The organism is Peribacillus butanolivorans (genome assembly GCF_001273755.1).
Lineage (GTDB): Bacteria > Bacillota > Bacilli > Bacillales > DSM-1321 > Peribacillus > Peribacillus butanolivorans.
In genome coordinates this window covers 4577967-4596973 of record NZ_LGYA01000001.1, presented here as the reverse complement: position 1 = coordinate 4596973, position 19007 = coordinate 4577967, and the positions used below count along the sequence as shown (strand labels likewise).

The following is a 19007-nucleotide window of genomic DNA, read 5'->3' as shown; positions in this document are numbered from 1 at the left end:
TTGCATTTTTTCAAAAAGATGTTATAATAATATATGTCTTAAAAACAATGTTAACATTGTTTGGTGGCGATAGCGAAGAGGTCACACCCGTTCCCATTCCGAACACGGCAGTTAAGCTCTTCAGCGCCGATGGTAGTTGGGGGTTTCCCCCTGTGAGAGTANTCCCTTCACCCGCATCTTTCATGCGGAAGTAGTTCAGTGGTAGAATACAACCTTGCCAAGGTTGGGGTCGCGGGTTCGAATCCCGTCTTCCGCTCCACTTTTCGTATGTGCCGGGGTGGCGGAACTGGCAGACGCACAGGACTTAAAATCCTGCGGTAGGTGACTACCGTACCGGTTCGATTCCGGTCCTCGGCACCATCTTAATATGCGCCCGTAGCTCAATTGGATAGAGCATCTGACTACGAATCAGAAGGTTGTAGGTTCGACTCCCGCCGGGCGCACCATGTTTTTTGCGGGAAGTAGCTCAGCTTGGTAGAGCACTTGGTTTGGGACCAAGGGGTCGCAGGTTCGAATCCTGTCTTCCCGACCACGTGATTTCTAATGAATGGGGCCTTAGCTCAGCTGGGAGAGCGCCTGCCTTGCACGCAGGAGGTCAGCGGTTCGATCCCGCTAGGCTCCACCATTTTTCATCAAAAACTTATATTATATTGGCGGTGTAGCTCAGCTGGCTAGAGCGTACGGTTCATACCCGTGAGGTCGGGGGTTCGATCCCCTCCGCCGCTACCAATAAATATAAGGACCTTTAGCTCAGCTGGTTAGAGCAGACGGCTCATAACCGTCCGGTCGTAGGTTCGAGTCCTACAAGGTCCACCATGTAATTTTTTTAGCCACGGAGGTATACCCAAGTTCGGCTGAAGGGATCGGTCTTGAAAACCGACAGGGGAGTCAAATCCCGCGGGGGTTCGAATCCCTCTACCTCCTCCATTTCTTTAAAAGCAGCAAGTTGTTTTGAAACAACCTTTACATAGAGGAAGCGGATGAAACAATCTACACGAAAACTTGATGCAAAATCGTTTCATTATTACCGTCGCGGGGTGGAGCAGTCCGGTAGCTCGTCGGGCTCATAACCCGAAGGTCGCAGGTTCAAATCCTGTCCCCGCAATTATTAGGTCCCGTGGTGTAGCGGTTAACATGCCTGCCTGTCACGCAGGAGATCGCGGGTTCGATTCCCGTCGGGACCGCCATTATAAAATTGAATACAAATGTGGCTCAGTAGCTCAGTCGGTAGAGCAAAGGACTGAAAATCCTTGTGTCGGCGGTTCGATTCCGTCCTGAGCCACCATTATTTCAAAAATTACGGCGATTGTGGCGAAGTGGTTAACGCACCTGATTGTGGTTCAGGCATTCGTGGGTTCGATTCCCATCAGTCGCCCCATTTCGCGGGTGTAGTTTAGTGGTAAAACCTCAGCCTTCCAAGCTGATGATGAGGGTTCGATTCCCTTCACCCGCTCCAATTTATGGGCCTATAGCTCAGCTGGTTAGAGCGCACGCCTGATAAGCGTGAGGTCGATGGTTCGAGTCCATTTAGGCCCACCATATTCATATTGTTCCGCAGTAGCTCAGTGGTAGAGCATTCGGCTGTTAACCGAACGGTCGTAGGTTCGAGTCCTACCTGCGGAGCCATGGGGAAGTACTCAAGAGGCTGAAGAGGCGCCCCTGCTAAGGGTGTAGGTCGCGTGAGCGGCGCGAGGGTTCAAATCCCTCCTTCTCCGCCATTTGGCCCGTTGGTCAAGCGGTTAAGACACCGCCCTTTCACGGCGGTAACACGGGTTCGAATCCCGTACGGGTCATAAAAAAGAAGCATACATTCTGTATGCTTCTTTTTTTATTTATTTCTCTTCATTGATATAACTATCTTTTTGTTTATAAGGAATGTCTCCAAGCTGAGATTCAACATTTTCTTCATCTAATGTATCTTCATAGTTCTTTTTCTTTTTATTCGGGATACCCCTTATTTTTTTCCTTCGATATCATTTGCTACAAATCCTTCATAGTCTTCAGGAAATCCATCGGTTTCATCTTCCGTTTTATAAAGATTATTATAGCTATCATGATCGCCCGTGTAATCCGCAGGGTTTCAGATGTACCAAATTTGGCTACTTCGCCAAAGCTATCTTCTTTATCTACTATTTCACTTCCATGACGGTTTTCAAATTTATTTCCCTTTGATGGAATCAGTACGTCTTCTTCAACTGGTCGATCTTGTGTAGTCGGTCGTTCTGGGGCGTGCTCGACACAGTAGAGAGTGGTTGGTATGGCTTCAAGCCGTTCAAAAGGGATTTCTGTATCACAGGTTTTACAATGGCCATAGAAGCCTGCTTCTATCGCATTCAATGCAATCTTCACTTTTTCCATTTCAGATTGTGCATGCTCATCTAGTGCCTGGTTTCTTTCCATTTCGAATAATTCGGTTCCAAGGTCAGCGGGATGATTGTCATAGGAGGATGTTTCTCCTACAGATGCTGTCTGACTTTTATTTAGAAGTGATTGTTCATCATTTTTGAGCCTATTATTCAGTTCTTCTTTTTCTATAAGTAGTTCTTTTTTTTAATGTTGCGTTTGTTGTTTGGTTGCCATGTTTATTTCACTCCTTCGAAAGTTTATATCTCATTTGAATAATGGTTGGATGAGTGTCTTATCCATTACCCGAATCGGAGGGGAGGGAAACAAATTGGATAGGAAGCAAAAAAGGACTGAGTCAAAATCGACTCAGTCCTTAGAGATTAAATAAGATAGCTGATGAATAACCCAATGGCCATAAGCAGACCGAAGAAGGTGTTCGTTTGGGCCGTGGCTTTCATCGCAGGGACCATCGTAATAGGTGAAGTTTTACCAACGAAGCCTTTGATAGCTGCCAAGGCTTTCGGAATGCTTAGGAAGGCAAGCAAAATCCATGATGTAACGCTTCCAGCTAGGACTAATCCTACTAGCCATAGGTAAGAGAAGGCAAACATAATCGCCATAAATGTTAAGGCATTTTTTCTGCCCATTACTACAGGCATCGTTTTTCGACCGTGTGCCTTATCTCCGTCATGGTCACGGAGGTTATTGGATAAATTGATTAACCCAACTAAAATTCCGCTTGGTATTGCAATTAAGATAGCTGTGGTAGAAACAAAACCAGTTTGAATGAAAAAGGCAATCAAGATTATCAGAAAGCCCATAAACAATCCAGAAAAAAGTTCTCCAAATGGTGTGTATGAAATAGGCAGTGGACCGCCAGTGTAAAGGTAGCCGACAAGCATACAGACCAGGCCTACCCCAGCAAGCCACCAAGATGATACAGCACAGATATAGATTCCAAGTATCAGTGCGATGACATACATACTAAGGGCTAAGGTCATGATGAGTTTTGGAGTCATGCCATGACGGACAATGCCACCACCTATGCCAACAGATTCTTCTGTATCCAAGCCTCTCTTGAAATCATAGTATTCATTGAATAAGTTCGTTGCAGCTTGAATCAGGATACTTGCAATCATCATGGCTGCAAATAGTAGCCAATTTACGCCATCTTCTAAAAGTGCAATCATAGTTCCAAGTAGGACTGGAACAAAAGCTGCGGTAAGTGTATGTGGACGAATTAACTCCCACCAAATTTTCCAGGTTCGTTTAAGGGGAAGGTCGTCGTATTCTGTTTGCATTATTTCTCTCCTCAAAATCATTATTAGTTCCCTTGAAATTATATCAAATATTGAAATTGTTCACAAAAGGTTATCCTATTTAGTGTAGGAAAAGTGGTGGGAAGTGTCAATTGAATTTCATAGACGATCACTTCCAATATCAAGGATATTCTACTTCATTCACTAAGAATCATATAATAAGGAAAAAAGCAGTCATGAATCGTTCGATAAAGGGGCGTTTTATTGACATTGGGTTGAAGAGAGGTGTATCTTTAAATAGGTTAAAAAGCTTTTAAAATGTACATTTGGGGGGATTTTTTTGGCTATCTCAGAAGAAACTGAACAGTTTCAGGGACTGGCTTCAGCTATACAAAAGGCAAAGGACTTGAATGGTCAAGTTCTATTCAGTCATATTAAGAAAATAAATTGCAACAACCCCCTTTCATTTTATCAAGCTGGAAGAGAACGGTATGCGGGTGAACGCTTTTTCTGGGAGGACCCTGCAAAAGATATAACCATTACTGGTTTAGGCAACGTTAAGAAACTCCAAGCGGCATCAAATGCCGACCGTTATAGAGAAGTCGAAATGAGCTGGATCAAACTGCAGAATACTGCTGTCAAAACAGGAGTGACCGATATAGAAGCAACTGGTCCTTTACTCTTTGGTGGCTTTTCTTTTGATTATGAAACTAACAGTACGCTCCTTTGGAATCAATTCGGGGACAATCTGTTTTATATACCTGCCTTCATGCTATCGCTAGTGGGGGAACAAGCTTACTTAACGACAAACCTACTTTGTTCACCGGATGATTCAGAAAAACTCTTCATAGATATGATAAATGAACGGGAATCTTTCCTTATCGAAAGCTTGAATGGCACCGAACTGCGTGCCAATACTCTTGTTAAGCAGATGGAAGTCAAACCTAAGGAATGGAAGCAGACGGTTGCAGAGGCTGTTGAGGAAATCAAGACAACAGATCTCGACAAGATTGTTTTGGCAAGGGAGCTGCGCCTTGTGTTTGAGCGCTCCATTGATTCAGAGAAAGTACTCGAGCAATTGATTGCTGAGCAGCCATTAAGCTATATTTTTAGTTTGGAAGCGGGCGGTGACTGTTTCGTGGGTGCAACTCCTGAGCGTTTGATAAAGAAGCAGGGTCATGAAGTCTTTTCTACCTGTCTCGCAGGATCGATGGGACGGGGGAAAACTGAAGAAGAGGATGCTTGTCTTGGTGATGAACTGCTTCATGACCAAAAGAATTTACAAGAGCATCAATACGTAGTTTCGATGATATCAAATGCGTTTGAGGCGGTATGTGAAAAGGTAATAGTTCCGACAGAACCGAAATTGATGAAAAACCGTCATATTCAGCATTTGTATACACCGGTCCGTGGAATTTGCAATGAGGGTGTCACGATTTTTGAATTTGTAGAAAATCTGCATCCAACACCTGCAATGGGCGGGCTTCCGAAAGAAGAAGCTGTCGCCCGTATTCGGGAAATAGAAGGTCTTGAACGCGGATTTTATGCGGGGCCATTAGGCTGGGTGGATGCCTATGGGAACGGGGAATTTGCAGTTGGGATTCGTTCCGCCCTACTACAGGATAATGAGGCATCGCTTTTTGCAGGATGCGGCGTAGTGGAAGATTCGACACCTGAAAGTGAATTCCAAGAAACAGGGATTAAATTCAATCCAATGCTAAGTGCTTTAGGAGGAAATCTTAATGAATGACCGAGATGCATTGACAGCGTATGCTGCTTCATTTGTCGATGAGCTTGCACAAAATAAGATGAAGCATGTGGTGGTAAGTCCAGGTTCACGATCCACACCGCTCGCTTTGCTGCTGGTAGAACATCCTGATATCGAAGTTCATATTAATGTGGATGAGCGTTCGGCTGCTTTTTTTGCCCTTGGTTTGGCTAAGGCATTAAAAGAACCTGTCGGACTTCTTTGTACGTCTGGTACAGCTGCTGCTAACTTTTACCCAGCTGTCATTGAGGCTTACTATTCAAGGGTGCCACTGATCGTGCTGACGGCTGATCGTCCGCATGAGTTGCGTGATGTCGGGGCTCCACAGGCCATTGATCAAATTCATCTGTACGGAAGGCAAGTGAAGTGGTTTGTCGAAATGGCGCTTCCGGAAAGTACCGATGAAATGATGCGATATGCGAGAACAATCGGTGCAAGGGCAGTTTCGACAGCGGCAACTGAGCCAGCTGGACCCGTACATTTGAACTTCCCGCTTCGTGAACCACTTATTCCAAATCTGGAACAAGCTAAAGAATATAGGCAAAATAAAATGACACCGGCTGTGATGATTGAAAATGGTGCACTATCACTGTCTGATTCACATATAGAGGCGCTGGCAGCTACGTTATCACAAGCGAAACAAGGAATAATCGTGTGTGGAGAATTACGGCATCCAAATATAAAGGAAGCAATTGTAGCTTTAGCTGAGAAGCTTGCTTTCCCGATACTAGCTGACCCTCTTTCGCAGCTAAGAAGTGGCAAACACGATAAAGACGGTATTATTGATACCTACGATACATTCCTACGTGATGAAGCGGCCAAGGAAGCTTTCCGGCCGGATGTAGTGTTGCGTTTCGGTTCTATGCCGGTATCTAAACCTTTATTGTTATTCATGAAAAAACAAAAACAGGCAATTACTTTGGTCATTGATGGCGGAGCAGGGTGGCGCGAACCAGCAGGACTGGCAACCAACATGATTTACTGCGAAGAAAAAGACTTTTGCCAACGTGTATGTGAAAAAATTCCGAAAGCTACTGAGAAAAACTGGCTTGATTTGTGGAAAACTGTCAATGGAGCGACGAAAAATGCCTTATCTTCCATCCGTGATGAAGTGGAGTTAAGTGAAGGAAAGCTGTTCTCGCTGCTACAGGATATGATGCCAATAGAATCGACATTATTTGTCGGCAATAGTATGCCAATACGGGATCTGGATACATTCTTTTTGAGTAATGAAAAAGGAATCAAAACCTTTGCAAATCGGGGAGCGAACGGAATTGATGGTGTTGTTTCTACCGCGCTTGGCGTAAGCACCGTTTCAGAAAATACAGTACTCGCAATCGGAGATTTAAGCTTTTTCCATGATATGAACGGATTGCTTGCGGCTAAGCTGCAAAAGCAAAATATCACGATTTTGCTGATTAATAATGACGGCGGCGGTATTTTCTCTTTCCTTCCACAGGCAAATGATAGGGAACACTTCGAAACGTTATTCGGCACTCCCCACGGGCTTGATTTTTCCCATACGGCCCAGCTTTACGGCGGGAAATACAGCAAGGTGCAAAATTGGGATGAACTGAAGCAGGTATTTACAGAGTCGTTTGAAATCCAAGGCTTGAAAATAATCGAAGTACCTACCGAAAGGGAGTCCAATTTGCAAAAGCATCGAAATTTGTGGAATTTTGTTTCCCAGGAAATAAAAGTGGTATTAGATAGGGAAATATCATGAAAATTGTCTGCAGAGATGTCACTTATTCTGTTGAAATAGCGGGAAATGGAGAACCTCTTGTACTTTTGCATGGATTTACGGGAAATCGAGATACATGGGAATTTCTCATCCCGCTTTTGCGTGAAAGATATACCTTGATCATGGTCGATATTATCGGACATGGAGGGACTGCATCACCAGTCGATTATCGTCGGTATGAGATGAAGCAAGTGACTGAGGACCTTAAGCATATTTTGGATGAGTTAAATTTCCCAAAAACCCATATCCTTGGATATTCAATGGGAGGGAGGCTTGCTTTGGGCTTTGCCTGTTTGTATCCTGAGTATGTAAAGACATTGATGTTAGAAAGCGCTTCACCTGGCCTTTTAACAGAAGAAGAGCGGGAAATCCGCAGAAGTAATGATAAGAAGCTTGCCGGAAAGATTCTTGAAAACGGCATCGAGGCGTTTGTCGATCAGTGGGAAAACATCCCGCTGTTTGAAAGTCAGAAAAGGTTATCATCTAAAACCCAGGCGGCGATTCGACAGCAGCGTTTGGAAAATAATCCTTCAGGCCTTTCCAGTAGCCTTTTAGGAATGGGAACCGGCAGTCAGGCTTCATATTGGGAAGAACTAGAATTTCTTGATTTTCCAGTGCTTCTTGTTACTGGTGAACTCGATCCCAAGTTTTGTCTGATTGCGGAGTCGATGCAAAAAATGCTGAAACAGGCTGAATGGAAAATAATTAATGATGCCGGACATGCGATTCATGTGGAAGATGGAGAAAAGTTTGGTAAAATAATAAGTGAGTTTTTAATGCGAAATTAAAGGAGGATTTTAAATGACAATACAATGGGAAACAATACGTGAGTATGATGAAATTCTATATGAAAAATATAATGGGATTGCGAAAGTGTCTATCAACCGTCCACATGTACATAATGCATTCACGCCAAAAACGACTGCTGAGATGATTGATGCATTCGCAAGAGCGCGTGATGATTCTAGCATTGGAGTTATTATTTTAACCGGTGTAGGCGGCAAAGCATTCTGTTCAGGCGGAGACCAAAAAGTACGCGGAAACGGTGGATATGTCGGCGAAGATAATATTCCGCGTCTAAACGTACTTGATTTGCAACGTTTGATCCGTGTGATTCCGAAACCAGTTGTAGCTATGGTTGCAGGTTATGCGATTGGTGGCGGTAATGTATTGAATGTGGTATGTGACTTAACAATTGCCGCTGACAATGCAGTCTTTGGACAAACTGGGCCAAACGTAGGAAGCTTTGATGCTGGTTATGGTTCAGGTTATTTAGCACGTATCGTTGGTCATAAGAAAGCACGTGAAATTTGGTACCTATGTCGTCAATACAATGCTCAAGAAGCATTGGATATGGGACTAGTTAACACGGTTGTTCCTTTAGACCAATTAGAAGCAGAAACAGTTAAATGGTGTGAAGAAATGCTTGAGAAGAGCCCAACTGCACTTCGTTTCTTAAAAGCAGCGATGAATGCGGATACAGATGGTCTTGCAGGTCTTCAACAATTGGCTGGCGATGCTACACTTTTATACTATACAACAGAAGAAGCAAAAGAAGGCCGCGATGCGTTCAAAGAAAAACGCAATCCGGACTTCGGACAATTCCCTCGTTTCCCTTAATGAGACGCGTGAATCGATGAGACAAACAGCTTGGCGGATAATCGCCGGGCTGTTTTCTATATCTAAATGTATGGGAGGGTAAGCAACGATGGCAGAAGAAAAGTTGCCGAACTGGCTGAAAAACCGGGCACATCTATCACCGGATCGTCCGGCGATTGAATTTGAAGGGCGTACGTATACCTTTCTTGAACTACATACTCTAACCGGGAAAATGGCCGGTAAGCTAGCGAACAAAGGTGTGAAGGTTGGCGAATCATGCGCGGTTTTGCTCCGGAATCATATAGATAGTGTCGTCGTGATTCATGCGCTCTTTTATCTGGGTGTGAAGATCGTGATGCTGAATAATAAGTTAACGGCAAAAGAACTGTCCTGGCAGATCGAGGATAGTGAGGCAGTACGTCTGATATCGGAGGATTCCTTCTCTGAAAAACTCTCCGATATTCGTGACATTCTCACGGATTTCCAGGTTCTTTTAAAGGAAGAATTACCCGAAAAAGGCACGACAGAATTTCTCCATGAGTTTAATCTTGAAGATATAGCTACGATTATGTATACATCGGGTACAACGGGTAATCCAAAGGGTGTAATACAAACATTCGGCAACCACTGGTGGAGTGCGGTTGGTTCTATGTTGAATCTTGGATTGAGGGAAGAAGATTCATGGTATTGTGCGGTCCCAATTTTTCATATTAGCGGCCTGTCTATTTTGATGAAAAGTGTAATTTATGGTATGAAGGTCGTGCTGGCAGAGAAGTTTGATGAACGAGAAGCGAACCGGAGCATTCAGGAAAATGGCGTGACGATTATTTCGGTCGTGACGACGATGCTGAACCGAATGTTGCATGATTTAGGAAAGACAAGCTATCCAGAAACCTTCCGCTGTATGCTATTAGGCGGCGGCCCGGCACCGGTTCATTTGCTTGAAGTATGTAAGGGAAAAGGGATTCCTGTCTATCAGACGTATGGGATGACTGAAACATCTTCGCAGATTGTAACACTTGCACCGGAATATAGCATGACAAAAATCGGGTCGGCGGGGAAACCTTTGTTTCCTTCGCAGTTACGGATAGTTAAGGACGGTGAGACCTGTGAACCTGGTGTAGCGGGTGAAATTGTTGTTTCAGGTCCGAATGTGACGAAAGGTTATTTCAAACGATTGGATGCGACACAGCAAGCGATTACGGAGGGATGGCTTTATACTGGGGATCTTGGTTATCTTGATGAAGAAGGCTTTTTGTATGTGCTTGACCGACGCTCCGATTTAATCATCTCCGGTGGCGAAAATGTCTATCCGGCTGAAATTGAAAATGTTCTAAGTAAGCACCCGGCTGTTTTCGAGGCGGGAGTTACGGGAACAGACGATGAAAAATGGGGACAGGTACCACTCGCATTTGTCGTCTTACATCAAGGTGCAGAGTTGAAAGAGACCGAGCTTTTGAATTATTGCGGGGACTCCTTGGCTACTTATAAAATTCCCCGGAATGTTATTTTTTGTGAGGAGCTTCCCAGGAATGGTGCGAGTAAACTGCTGCGAAGGGAATTGAAGAAGAGAGTGGGGAAACAACGATGAAGTTATCCTCCATCTCATTACGGCTCATTACGGCCCCTTTAAAGCAACCGTTTAAGACCCACCTCGAGATGGTAAGCGAACGCGAAGTGATTGTTGTCGAAGCCAAAGATCAAGATGGGCTAATCGGATACGGTGAAGCGGTGCCATTTACAAGTCCTTGGTACACCGAGGAAACGGTTAAAACCTGCTTTCATATGTTGGAGGATTTCTTAATTCCGTTGACATTGGCTGGTCAGTTTAAGCACCCTAATGAACTGCCAAGCTTATGGAGTGGAATAAGAAGGAATGCGATGGCGAAGTCAGCTCTAGATCAGGCGATTTGGGATTTATATGCGAAGCAGAAGGGATTCTACCTCGGACAGTTGTTTGGAGGGGAACGGAGCGAAGTTGCGGCTGGTGTTGTCGTTGCATCGGATAATATCGGTGATGCGATGCGTCAGATTGACGATTTTTCCGCATTCGGGTATCAGCGGTATAAAATAAAAATCAATCCTAAAAATGACTTGGAGTTTCTATCAGAAATTCGGCGCACCTATCCAGATATCCCGTTAATGGCGGATGCCAATTCGGCGTACAAGCTTGAAGACACTTCGCACTTGCAAAAGCTTGATGCGTTCAAGTTGATGATGATTGAGCAACCACTAGGGCATGACGACATAGTCGAACATTCTGTTTTGCAAAAGCAGCTGCAGACGCCAATTTGTCTTGATGAAAGCATCAATTCCTATCATGATGCGAAAAATGCACTTTTACTCGAGAGCTGCGGGGTCATTACAATTAAGATGGCCAAAGTAGGTGGCTGGTCGGAAGCGGTCAAAATCCATGATCTATGCGTTGAAAAAAACGTGCCCGTTTGGTGCGGAGGCATGATTGAATTTGGCATATCCCGGGCTCATAATATCGCGCTAGCCACATTAAAAGGCTTTACAATTCCGGGGGACATATCGTCATCGTCCCGCTATTGGGAAGAGGATATTATTGAACCGGAAGTTATCGTTGAAAGTGGCGTCATTCAGGTTCCGGAAAAAGCAGGAATCGGTTTTGCCATAAATGAAAAGCGACTAAATGAATTGACGACCTATAGTAAGCTGTACCGGTAAAACGACAAAGAGGTGCAACTCGCACCTCCTCTTTTGAATGTACTTTTTTATTCGTAAAGCCATCGTCATTAATATTCCTTAGGCTGTTTGGATAACAAGTGAGGAGCTAGATGCATATGAAGATAGGAAATAGAATGAAGGGAGACGCGTGAATAAATTTGTTCCGCTTTCTACTGTCTAATAATGCATTTCTAGCACTTGTCTTAGTGAACCCAAATGCTTTTTCTTCTATATTCATACCGCGAAAGATAGGGTTGTATCTTGTGAAGCCAATTATAATATAACCTGAATAATTTGATTGTTCGTAATGATTAATATGTCCAACATAATCATCATTTCCCCCGCAAATTGTATTTCCATCCGTCTGAATGATTCCTGTGTGTTAGTAACAAATAAAACAATCTTGGATTAAAATCCACCCCTTAATAAACTTTTTTAATAGTATGATACAAATGGATTTTTACCCTATCCATCTTATTCCTTTAAATAAAACGACTCATAAAACAGATACGGTTTTCAAAAATAAGTAATTCCTAATTCTCCAAAAGTCATATTTTTTTCGAAAAATGGGGCTTTGTCTATTTTTCCTTTTATGGATTATTTTGTATAATAGAGAAAAGTGAAACAACTAAGGAATAGGGAGGGGAGAGTATATGAAAAAGCCATACCTTATTGCAGAAATTCTATTAAGAAGAGGTGTTCCGGATTTTGTCATTAAAGAAGTTACAGCATTGGCTGAGTGTGAATTGTTTCTCTTGAAGAGAAAGTGGGGCATATATAACAGAACAACAGGAGCGTAGGTTAAGAAGCTAAAAGGGAACCGCTATGGTTCTAGTAGGTCCCCATATGTTCTAAGATTTTTTTAGACGGTATCGATTGACTGGACGGCCTATGCTGCCGTACTGGACATCAAGCTGAAGAACGTCTTCGCCGTGTAAGTATTCTAGATAGCGACGGGCTGTTACTCTGGCAATTCCAATTCCATCGGCCACTTCCTCCGCAGATAAAGATCCAGGCTGAGTTTTTATGAATTTTGTGACCTGCTCAAGGGTCGCACCATTTAACCCTTTAGGAACATCGTATTTCGGACTCGTTTCAGGAGATGTTTTATTTTGAAAGAGAATTCGGTCGAGTTGATTTTGAGAAATCTGATGGTCGGGCTCAACTTCCATACGAAAAGCATAATATTGCTCAAGTGTATGTTTTAGTCTCTCGAATTTAAATGGTTTAATTAAATAGTCAAAAGCCCCGTTTTGTATCATTTTTCGGATGGTTTTTTGGTCATTAGCTGCCGAAATGATGATGACATCCACATCAATTTGTTCTTTTCTTATTTGATAGAGTGTATCTACCCCGTTTAAAGAAGGCATGAAGATGTCCAAAATGACAAGATCCGGTTTAGATTGCCTGATTTTTTCAAGACCTTCAAGTCCATTGGAAGCTGTATCAAAGACTTTAAATGCTTGTAGCCGCTCAATGAACTGCTTATTTACCTCTTGGACCATTGGGTCGTCTTCAATTAAAAGTACGCGAATTTGGTTAGTCATTTTGGTTCTCCTCTATATCATGCATGGGAAAAGAAAGAAAAAAGCTTGTTCCTTCATTAGGACGTGTTGTAAAACTCATTTCGCCATTCGCTTTTTTTACAATTTGGTCTATAAGATAGAGACCAATTCCTGATCCTTCCGCACCTTTTGTTGTAAAACCATACTCAAATATATCTTTGTGAATCTCCTCGGGGATACCGGACCCATTATCTTCAAGTACAATTTGGCAATGCTGTTCATCCTGATAGATGGATAGGTAGACTTGCTTTGGTTCTTCTGATAAATGTTTGAAGGCTGCAAAGGAATTTTCTATCAAGTTCCCGATAATCAATACGAAATCATGATGATCTATATCATTTGGAAAGCGGTCCAGTTTCGTATGTTTATCCATGATGAGTTCGATTCCAAGTTCCCGCCCTAAGGAGATTTTACTTAATAGTAGCCCCACTAAATTATCATCGTGAATGTGCTTCGTTAAAAACCTGGTCAATTCCTCTTGCTCTTCTGTAATTTGAAAAATGTACTGTAGTGCATCATCTAAATTCCCAAGTTGAATCAATCCTGCTATCGTATGAAGTTTATTCATATGTTCATGGTTTTGAACACGCAGGGCTTCAACGAATGCTTTGACACTCGTCAATTCTTCAGCAAGCTTTGCTACATCGGTACGATCCTGAAAGATTGCCACAGCTCCGATGGTTTTATCGGCTATTTTAATAGGTACCCGGTTGCTTAGAAGGTTTCTGTTTTGAACCGAAATTTCCTGATTGAAGATAGGAGATGTCCGGTCTAGCACTTCTGGCAGGCGGGTATCACTAATAATGTCATTGATATTCTTGCCAATCACCGCGCCACTGATATTTAGCATTTGCTTTGCCTTTTCATTAAAAATTGTGATGGTTTGATTATTATCTATTGCAATGACACCTTCATGCATCGCATTAAAGGCAGCGGTCCTTTCGACTAACATTCTTGAAATTTCATGAGGCTCAAGTTGAAAGGTTTCTTTTTTTATCCGTCTGGCCATGAGCCAGGAGCCGCATACGCCGAACAGCAGTGTAAGTAATAGAATAATCGCGATTTGGCCTTTCAAGTCCATGATTAATTCGGGAATTGTCGGTAATATGTTTCCGACGAGAACGACACCGATTTGTTCATTCTCCTTATCAAGGATCGGGACAAATGCACGGACTGAAATTCCAAGTTCGCCAGAAGCCTTTGATAGATATTCATGTTCAGCAAAAGCAGCGCTTTCGTCGTTGCTTTTTGATTGTGTTCCCAATTGGCTGAAAACCGGGTGGGAATAGCGAATATGTTGATTGTTCAGCACAACTATATAATCAGCTTGATGAATTTTTCTTAAGTTTTCAATCATAGGGTTTAGTTTTGTCCAACCTTCTGATTCACGGACTAATTTTTGTACATCAGGTAGTTCGGCAATGGTATGGGCTGTAATCATGGAGCGTTTGCCAATTTCATCCTCCCTGATTGAAACGATGTTTCCAAATATAAAAATCCCGCCTATTAGAATCGAAAAAGCTACGATTACGAATGATAGCAGGGTAATCTTCAATTGAATCGGCATATGAAAGGATTTATCCATTATTTTTCCTCCATTACTTCTATACTTAATAGTAACAGAATTTCTAACACTTTTCGCTATTTTTCGCGCATTGTATTACGACAGGAAAAAGGCTGTGATAGAATAGATATACTGTGAAGCGAGCGGTAAGGAGATGTCAATATGCGTGCTTTTTGGGGGTACTTTGTTTTAATTGGAATAGGGTTGCTGATTGCGGTATATATTTCATTTCAATCGTTCTTTTCTAGCTCCAATTTTGATCTGCCTAAGGATGAAGAGCAGGTAGGAATGGAAGATCAAATTGTAATTAAGTTCAGCCATGTAGTCGCTGAAAATACGCCTAAAGGGCTAGCAGCGAACCGATTTGCAGAACTTGTTGATGAATATACCGATCACCGTGTCAAAATTGAAGTCTACCCTAATCAATCTTTATATAGTGATCATGAAGAAATCAATGCTTTACACGAAAATAAGGTGCAGATGATTGCTCCGACCACTTCTAAAATTACAAGCATATCGAAAAAGTGGATGCTCTTGGACCTGCCCTATGTCTTTCCAACGGATGCCGCCTTACAGGAAGCATTGAATGGAGAAGTGGGAGATGAGCTACTAGATCAGTTAAATACGATAGATATAGAAGGGCTAGCATTCTGGTCGAATAACTTCAAGCAAATTACAAGCAATAAGCCAATTCGCCATCCAGAAGATTTTGTAGGGAAGAACTTCCGGATTATGCCAAGTACGGTGATTGAAAGCCAATTTCAGCATTTTGGGGCCACAACATCTAAGCTGGAATTTAATGATACGTTCAAAAGCCTGGAAATCAATAAAACGGACAGCCAGGAAAATACGATTTCGAATATCTATTCCAAAAAACTATACGAAGTTCAAAAATATTTAACTATCAGTAATCACGGGTATTTAGGCTATGTTGTCATGATGAATAAGCCGTTTTGGGACAAGCTTCCGGTGGACATTCAGCAACAAATTCAGCGGGCAATGGACGACACAACGAATTGGCTATGGATCAAGTCGAATGAAATGAATCAAGCTCAGCTTCGAGAAATTGAGAAAAAATCCAATATCGACATATACACATTATCTGATAAAGAAAAAAAAGAGTGGATGGATAAAATGACGGTCATCTATCCGGAATTCGAGTCTACAATTGGGACGAAACTGATGGAAAAAATGGAAAGAATTCGTGAGAAACACCTAGAGAAATAGAAGAACCGGATCGGCAGCACAGCGATTGCCATGTTTCCAGAAGGAACAGGTGTCAACGGAACACTTTACATCTTGAGCCATGTACCTCCTTATATTTTACAGTTTGATGGTGGTACTAATATAGCTCGAGACAAAGAAAGAAACATTAAACTATAAAAATGGCAATAGCAAAGAAGAGGCGGACCCATTTGAGTCTGCCTCTTCTTTGTCTATTGCAACGCAGTTTGTAGCGTCTTGATATTTTTTTCCATTAAACTGAAGTAATCTTCACCGGCTTCGATATCTTTATCTGTCAAGACGGAAAGGTTATGAAGCTCAAGTGATTTCGCACCCATTTCCTTTTGAATGATCTCAGTCAGCTTAGAACTGATATTTTGCTCAAAGATGACGTAGTGAAGATTTTCTTTGTCGGCCATTGTTACGATCTTCCCTAGTTCTTTTTGAGAAGGCTCGTTTGAAGACGTAAGGCCGGTGACACCAATTTGTTCAAGTCCGTATCGTTCTTCCCAATAACCATATGCGGAATGAGAAACGATAATCTTATTGGTACGACCCGATTCAATTGTCGTAGAGAATTTTTCATCAAGAGCTTTAAGTTTTTTAGAAAGTTCGTTGAATCTGCTGTCGAAGTAGCCTTTTTGTTCAGGCATTTGCTTCGTTAATTCGTCCTTAATGCTTTTTGCCATTTCAATGGAATAGATGGGATCTAGCCACAAATGGGGATTAACGCCACCATGATCATGGCCGTCTTCTTCATGCGCATGTTCGTTTTCGTGTGCATGCTCATCTTCATCTAAATGAACCGTTTCACCTACAGCGACTGTAGTGACGCCTTCTTTGCTTAAAATCGGTTCTGCTTTTGTGACAAAGCCTTCAAGATTATAACCAATATAGAAAAATAGGTCTGATTCAGCCATTTTCACAATATCTTTTTGAGAGGGATCAAATGAATGCTCATCAGTACCTGGTGGATAAACAGTTTCGGCGTTTACGTACTCTCCACCAATTGCTTCTGTGAAGTATTGCAAAGGATAAACGGTAGTGTACACGTTTAAAATGTCTTTATCAGTATCAGTAGTTTCTCCCTTTGGATTGCCACAGCCTGAAAGAAATAGAGCTGTAACCAGAAAAAGGGAGAGAAGTACACTTTTTTTCATATAAAACTCTCCTTTTAAGATAATTCGTACTGATTACGATTTGAGATCTATGATTTAAAAACGAAATGATTACGATTTGACTTCTGTATAATACAAAAGATTACACAAGAAAGCAAGGTTTTTTTCTAGTGATCTTCACCTTTTTTCTTTTTTTCGGGAACGAGGTCAATACCGCCTGGATGAAAAGGATGGCATTTAAGAATCCTGACGATGGCTAACCAGCTTCCTTTTATCGGTCCGAATCGACTTATCGCTTCTAAACCGTAATGGGAACAAGTTGGGTAAAAACGGCAGGTAGGCGGTTTTAATGGTGAAATCACAACTTGGTAAATACGGATTATACCCATTAATATTTTTTTCAGCAAGACGTTTTCATCTCTTTTCGAGTAAAATTCAATACTGTTAATTATAGCATATTTTTTTTGTTTCCAATAAGGTTAATAAAGGAACAAGCACAAGGATAAATCCGATTAAAATAATGGGAATTAATTTTAAAGGGTGAAATATATTGTAATTCAAGGTAAAATAGAAATGACATACAATTAAGGAGTGAATTAAATGCCTTCAGTTGAAAGCTTTGAATTAGATCATAACGCTGTTAAAGCCCCATATGTTAGACATTGCGGTGTCCATAAGGTTGGAACAGATGGTGTTGTTAATAAATTTGATATCCGTTTTTGTCAGCCGAATAAACAAGCGATGAAGCCGGATACAATCCACACATTAGAACATTTGCTAGCTTTTAATATCCGTAAGCATTCTGAGCGGTTCGATCATTTTGATATTATCGATATATCACCTATGGGATGTCAAACAGGGTATTACCTTGTGGTAAGCGGCGAGCCGACAGTGACGGAAATCATCGATGTTCTTGAAGATACATTCAAGGATGCTGTAGAAATTACAGAAATTCCAGCTGCAAACGAAAAACAATGCGGCCAAGCGAAGTTGCATGATCTTGAAGGAGCTAAGAAATTAATGAATTTCTGGCTTGCACAAGATAAAGAAGATCTTCATAAAGTTTTCGGTTAATAAAAAAAGTTCCTGTCCATTTGTGACAGGAACTTTTTTTATTTTTCGGGTTCTTCTTTTTTCCCCTTATCCTCAGGTAAAGGATCGACCGGATCCACTGTATGCTTGTAACTGTAGCCTTTTCCAATTGTTAGGACCGATAAGGCCAATACAATCAGAATCACAATAATGGAGATAACTAAAACCGTAATCATACTTTACAGCTCCTAACGTTCACAATTTAGATTCATTTTAGCATAAGAACCGAGTCAGATAATGTTTCAATTTTCGAATAGAGGGAAATATAAGGGTATAACCAACTTACGGAGGTAGATATTTATGGCTCAGAAAAAATTAGGAACTTTAGTGAATAAGGAAATTGCAAACTTCAGTGTTCTTTATACGAAAATTCATAATTACCACTGGTTCGTGAATGGACCGCACTTCTTTGAACTTCACCAAAAATTGGAAGAATTATATAAAGAAGTGACATCCAACTATGACGAATTGGCTGAAAGACTATTGGCCATTGGTGAAAAGCCGGTTGCTACGCTTAAAGAATATTTGGAATTGACTACTATTGAAGAAGCAACAGGGAACGAAAATACAGAAGATATGGTGCAAAGTGTCATCAGCGATTTCGAGAAGCTTTCCGAAGAGTTCCTAGAAATTATCGCAGTTGCTGAAGAAGAAGATCCGGTTACAGCTGATATGCTGACAGGCATGAAGAAAAGCTTAAACAAACATTCATGGATGCTGCGTGCGTATTTAGGACATTAAGATCTTTTTGAAAAGCTCTACTTCGGTAGGGCTTTTTTTTAATATATTTGTACGATAGAAAGAGGTTCTGTGTCTATTTCACCAATAACTTTCCTAAAGCGGAATCGAGTAGGGGGAAAATAAGTTTATTTTCGCCCCTCTCACAACACCGTACGTACGGTTCGCGTATACGGCGTTTCAATTTATATCACAGTGTGTACTTTTAGATAATGTTCTAAAGCAGAGGGGACTCCCCTCTGCTTTAGTCTTTTGTTTGAGATTGCTCTTTGGACGACTTTGGATACTCCTATGAATCG

18 protein-coding genes, 17 tRNA genes and 1 rRNA gene are annotated in these 19007 nt (G+C 41.8%); 28 read left to right on the top strand and 8 right to left on the bottom strand.

Going from position 1 to position 19007, the window contains the following annotated elements; genetic code table 11:
- Window positions 1-62: 62 nt before the first annotated feature.
- The 18 genes from rrf to AKG34_RS21150 all read left to right on the top strand — a co-directional run bounded on the left by rrf (window position 63) and on the right by AKG34_RS21150 (window position 1793).
- Window positions 63-173: ribosomal RNA gene (gene rrf, locus AKG34_RS21235) — 5S ribosomal RNA — on the top strand.
- 11 nt (window positions 174-184) lie between these two features.
- Window positions 185-259 (top strand) — tRNA-Gly (locus AKG34_RS21230).
- A 12-nt stretch (window positions 260-271) separates the two neighbouring features.
- Window positions 272-360: transfer RNA gene (locus AKG34_RS21225), tRNA-Leu, on the top strand.
- A gap of 9 nt (window positions 361-369) precedes the next feature.
- A tRNA-Arg gene (locus tag AKG34_RS21220) sits at window positions 370-446 on the top strand.
- Window positions 447-455: 9 nt separating this feature from the next.
- Window positions 456-532 (top strand) — tRNA-Pro (locus AKG34_RS21215).
- Between the two features lie 17 nt (window positions 533-549).
- A tRNA-Ala gene (locus AKG34_RS21210) sits at window positions 550-625 on the top strand.
- Window positions 626-652: 27 nt separating this feature from the next.
- A tRNA-Met gene (locus AKG34_RS21205) sits at window positions 653-729 on the top strand.
- Between the two features lie 10 nt (window positions 730-739).
- A tRNA-Ile gene (locus tag AKG34_RS21200) sits at window positions 740-816 on the top strand.
- A gap of 18 nt (window positions 817-834) precedes the next feature.
- Window positions 835-927, top strand: a tRNA-Ser gene (locus AKG34_RS21195).
- Between the two features lie 104 nt (window positions 928-1031).
- Window positions 1032-1105 (top strand) — tRNA-Met (locus tag AKG34_RS21190).
- Between the two features lie 6 nt (window positions 1106-1111).
- Window positions 1112-1187, top strand: a tRNA-Asp gene (locus AKG34_RS21185).
- A 22-nt stretch (window positions 1188-1209) separates the two neighbouring features.
- Window positions 1210-1285, top strand: a tRNA-Phe gene (locus tag AKG34_RS21180).
- A 17-nt stretch (window positions 1286-1302) separates the two neighbouring features.
- Window positions 1303-1378 (top strand) — tRNA-His (locus AKG34_RS21175).
- Window positions 1379-1382: 4 nt separating this feature from the next.
- A tRNA-Gly gene (locus tag AKG34_RS21170) sits at window positions 1383-1456 on the top strand.
- Between the two features lie 6 nt (window positions 1457-1462).
- Window positions 1463-1539: transfer RNA gene (locus AKG34_RS21165), tRNA-Ile, on the top strand.
- Window positions 1540-1551: 12 nt separating this feature from the next.
- Window positions 1552-1626: transfer RNA gene (locus AKG34_RS21160), tRNA-Asn, on the top strand.
- Between the two features lies 1 nt (window position 1627).
- Window positions 1628-1718, top strand: a tRNA-Ser gene (locus tag AKG34_RS21155).
- A gap of 3 nt (window positions 1719-1721) precedes the next feature.
- Window positions 1722-1793 (top strand) — tRNA-Glu (locus tag AKG34_RS21150).
- Between the two features lie 187 nt (window positions 1794-1980).
- Here the strand turns inward: AKG34_RS21150 and AKG34_RS21145 are convergent.
- Window positions 1981-2520, bottom strand: coding sequence for a TraR/DksA C4-type zinc finger protein (locus AKG34_RS21145; RefSeq protein ID WP_236695027.1), 540 nt, complete (start codon window positions 2518-2520; stop codon window positions 1981-1983).
- A 206-nt stretch (window positions 2521-2726) separates the two neighbouring features.
- On the bottom strand, window positions 2727-3647 hold the full coding sequence (locus tag AKG34_RS21140; RefSeq protein WP_053347928.1) for a 1,4-dihydroxy-2-naphthoate polyprenyltransferase: 921 nt from the start codon (window positions 3645-3647) through the stop codon (window positions 2727-2729).
- Between the two features lie 298 nt (window positions 3648-3945).
- Between AKG34_RS21140 and AKG34_RS21135 the strand changes: the two genes are divergently transcribed.
- From AKG34_RS21135 to AKG34_RS28120, 7 genes are all read left to right on the top strand, one after another.
- Window positions 3946-5355 carry an isochorismate synthase gene (locus AKG34_RS21135; protein WP_053347927.1) on the top strand — a complete coding sequence of 470 codons (1410 nt, stop codon included), beginning with the start codon at window positions 3946-3948 and terminating at the stop codon, window positions 5353-5355.
- The gene (gene menD / locus AKG34_RS21130; protein WP_053347926.1) at window positions 5348-7099 is read left to right on the top strand and encodes a 2-succinyl-5-enolpyruvyl-6-hydroxy-3-cyclohexene-1-carboxylic-acid synthase; all 1752 of its coding nucleotides are present in this window, start codon (window positions 5348-5350) and stop codon (window positions 7097-7099) included. Before AKG34_RS21135 ends, menD begins: the two co-directional genes overlap by 8 nt.
- Window positions 7096-7905 carry a 2-succinyl-6-hydroxy-2,4-cyclohexadiene-1-carboxylate synthase gene (menH, locus tag AKG34_RS21125; protein WP_053347925.1) on the top strand — a complete coding sequence of 270 codons (810 nt, stop codon included), beginning with the start codon at window positions 7096-7098 and terminating at the stop codon, window positions 7903-7905. Before menD ends, menH begins: the two co-directional genes overlap by 4 nt.
- 13 nt (window positions 7906-7918) lie before the next feature.
- Window positions 7919-8737 (top strand): 1,4-dihydroxy-2-naphthoyl-CoA synthase, encoded by an 819-nt coding sequence (menB, locus tag AKG34_RS21120; RefSeq protein ID WP_053347924.1) that lies wholly within the window; start codon window positions 7919-7921, stop codon window positions 8735-8737.
- 88 nt (window positions 8738-8825) lie between these two features.
- Window positions 8826-10307 carry an o-succinylbenzoate--CoA ligase gene (locus AKG34_RS21115; RefSeq protein ID WP_053347923.1) on the top strand — a complete coding sequence of 494 codons (1482 nt, stop codon included), beginning with the start codon at window positions 8826-8828 and terminating at the stop codon, window positions 10305-10307.
- Complete coding sequence (menC, locus tag AKG34_RS21110; RefSeq protein ID WP_053347922.1) at window positions 10304-11407, top strand: o-succinylbenzoate synthase; 1104 nt, start codon at window positions 10304-10306, stop codon at window positions 11405-11407. The genes AKG34_RS21115 and menC overlap by 4 nt, the downstream gene beginning before the upstream one ends.
- Before the next feature lie 653 nt (window positions 11408-12060).
- The gene (locus AKG34_RS28120; protein WP_157443825.1) at window positions 12061-12207 is read left to right on the top strand and encodes a hypothetical protein; all 147 of its coding nucleotides are present in this window, start codon (window positions 12061-12063) and stop codon (window positions 12205-12207) included.
- Window positions 12208-12258: 51 nt separating this feature from the next.
- Here the strand turns inward: AKG34_RS28120 and AKG34_RS21105 are convergent, their stop codons facing one another.
- Together AKG34_RS21105 and AKG34_RS21100 are read right to left on the bottom strand one after the other, a co-directional pair.
- Window positions 12259-12954 (bottom strand): response regulator, encoded by a 696-nt coding sequence (locus tag AKG34_RS21105; RefSeq protein WP_053347921.1) that lies wholly within the window; start codon window positions 12952-12954, stop codon window positions 12259-12261.
- Complete coding sequence (locus tag AKG34_RS21100; RefSeq protein ID WP_053347920.1) at window positions 12947-14557, bottom strand: ATP-binding protein; 1611 nt, start codon at window positions 14555-14557, stop codon at window positions 12947-12949. Before AKG34_RS21100 ends, AKG34_RS21105 begins: the two co-directional genes overlap by 8 nt.
- A gap of 141 nt (window positions 14558-14698) precedes the next feature.
- Here AKG34_RS21100 and AKG34_RS21095 point away from each other — a divergent pair, with 141 nt between their 5' ends.
- Window positions 14699-15763 carry a DctP family TRAP transporter solute-binding subunit gene (locus AKG34_RS21095; RefSeq protein ID WP_083450869.1) on the top strand — a complete coding sequence of 355 codons (1065 nt, stop codon included), beginning with the start codon at window positions 14699-14701 and terminating at the stop codon, window positions 15761-15763.
- Here the strand turns inward: AKG34_RS21095 and AKG34_RS27190 are convergent.
- The 3 genes from AKG34_RS27190 to yidD all read right to left on the bottom strand — a co-directional run bounded on the left by AKG34_RS27190 (window position 15752) and on the right by yidD (window position 17267).
- Complete coding sequence (locus tag AKG34_RS27190) at window positions 15752-15844, bottom strand: DUF1540 domain-containing protein (protein ID WP_083450868.1); 93 nt, start codon at window positions 15842-15844, stop codon at window positions 15752-15754. The genes AKG34_RS21095 and AKG34_RS27190 overlap by 12 nt on opposite strands.
- 128 nt (window positions 15845-15972) lie before the next feature.
- Window positions 15973-16920, bottom strand: coding sequence for a metal ABC transporter solute-binding protein, Zn/Mn family (locus AKG34_RS21090; protein ID WP_053347919.1), 948 nt, complete (start codon window positions 16918-16920; stop codon window positions 15973-15975).
- Between the two features lie 125 nt (window positions 16921-17045).
- Window positions 17046-17267, bottom strand: coding sequence for a membrane protein insertion efficiency factor YidD (gene yidD / locus AKG34_RS21085; protein ID WP_376103936.1), 222 nt, complete (start codon window positions 17265-17267; stop codon window positions 17046-17048).
- A gap of 211 nt (window positions 17268-17478) precedes the next feature.
- Here yidD and AKG34_RS21080 point away from each other — a divergent pair, with 211 nt between their 5' ends.
- Window positions 17479-17952 (top strand): S-ribosylhomocysteine lyase, encoded by a 474-nt coding sequence (locus AKG34_RS21080; RefSeq protein ID WP_053347917.1) that lies wholly within the window; start codon window positions 17479-17481, stop codon window positions 17950-17952.
- A gap of 38 nt (window positions 17953-17990) precedes the next feature.
- On the opposite strand, the gene ytzI is transcribed toward AKG34_RS21080, so the two are convergent.
- Window positions 17991-18146 carry a YtzI protein gene (gene ytzI, locus AKG34_RS21075; RefSeq protein WP_053347916.1) on the bottom strand — a complete coding sequence of 52 codons (156 nt, stop codon included), beginning with the start codon at window positions 18144-18146 and terminating at the stop codon, window positions 17991-17993.
- A 124-nt stretch (window positions 18147-18270) separates the two neighbouring features.
- Here ytzI and AKG34_RS21070 point away from each other — a divergent pair, with 124 nt between their 5' ends.
- Window positions 18271-18711, top strand: a complete 441-nt coding sequence (locus AKG34_RS21070; RefSeq protein WP_053347915.1) for a Dps family protein — start codon at window positions 18271-18273, stop codon at window positions 18709-18711.
- Window positions 18712-19007: the final 296 nt, after the last annotated feature.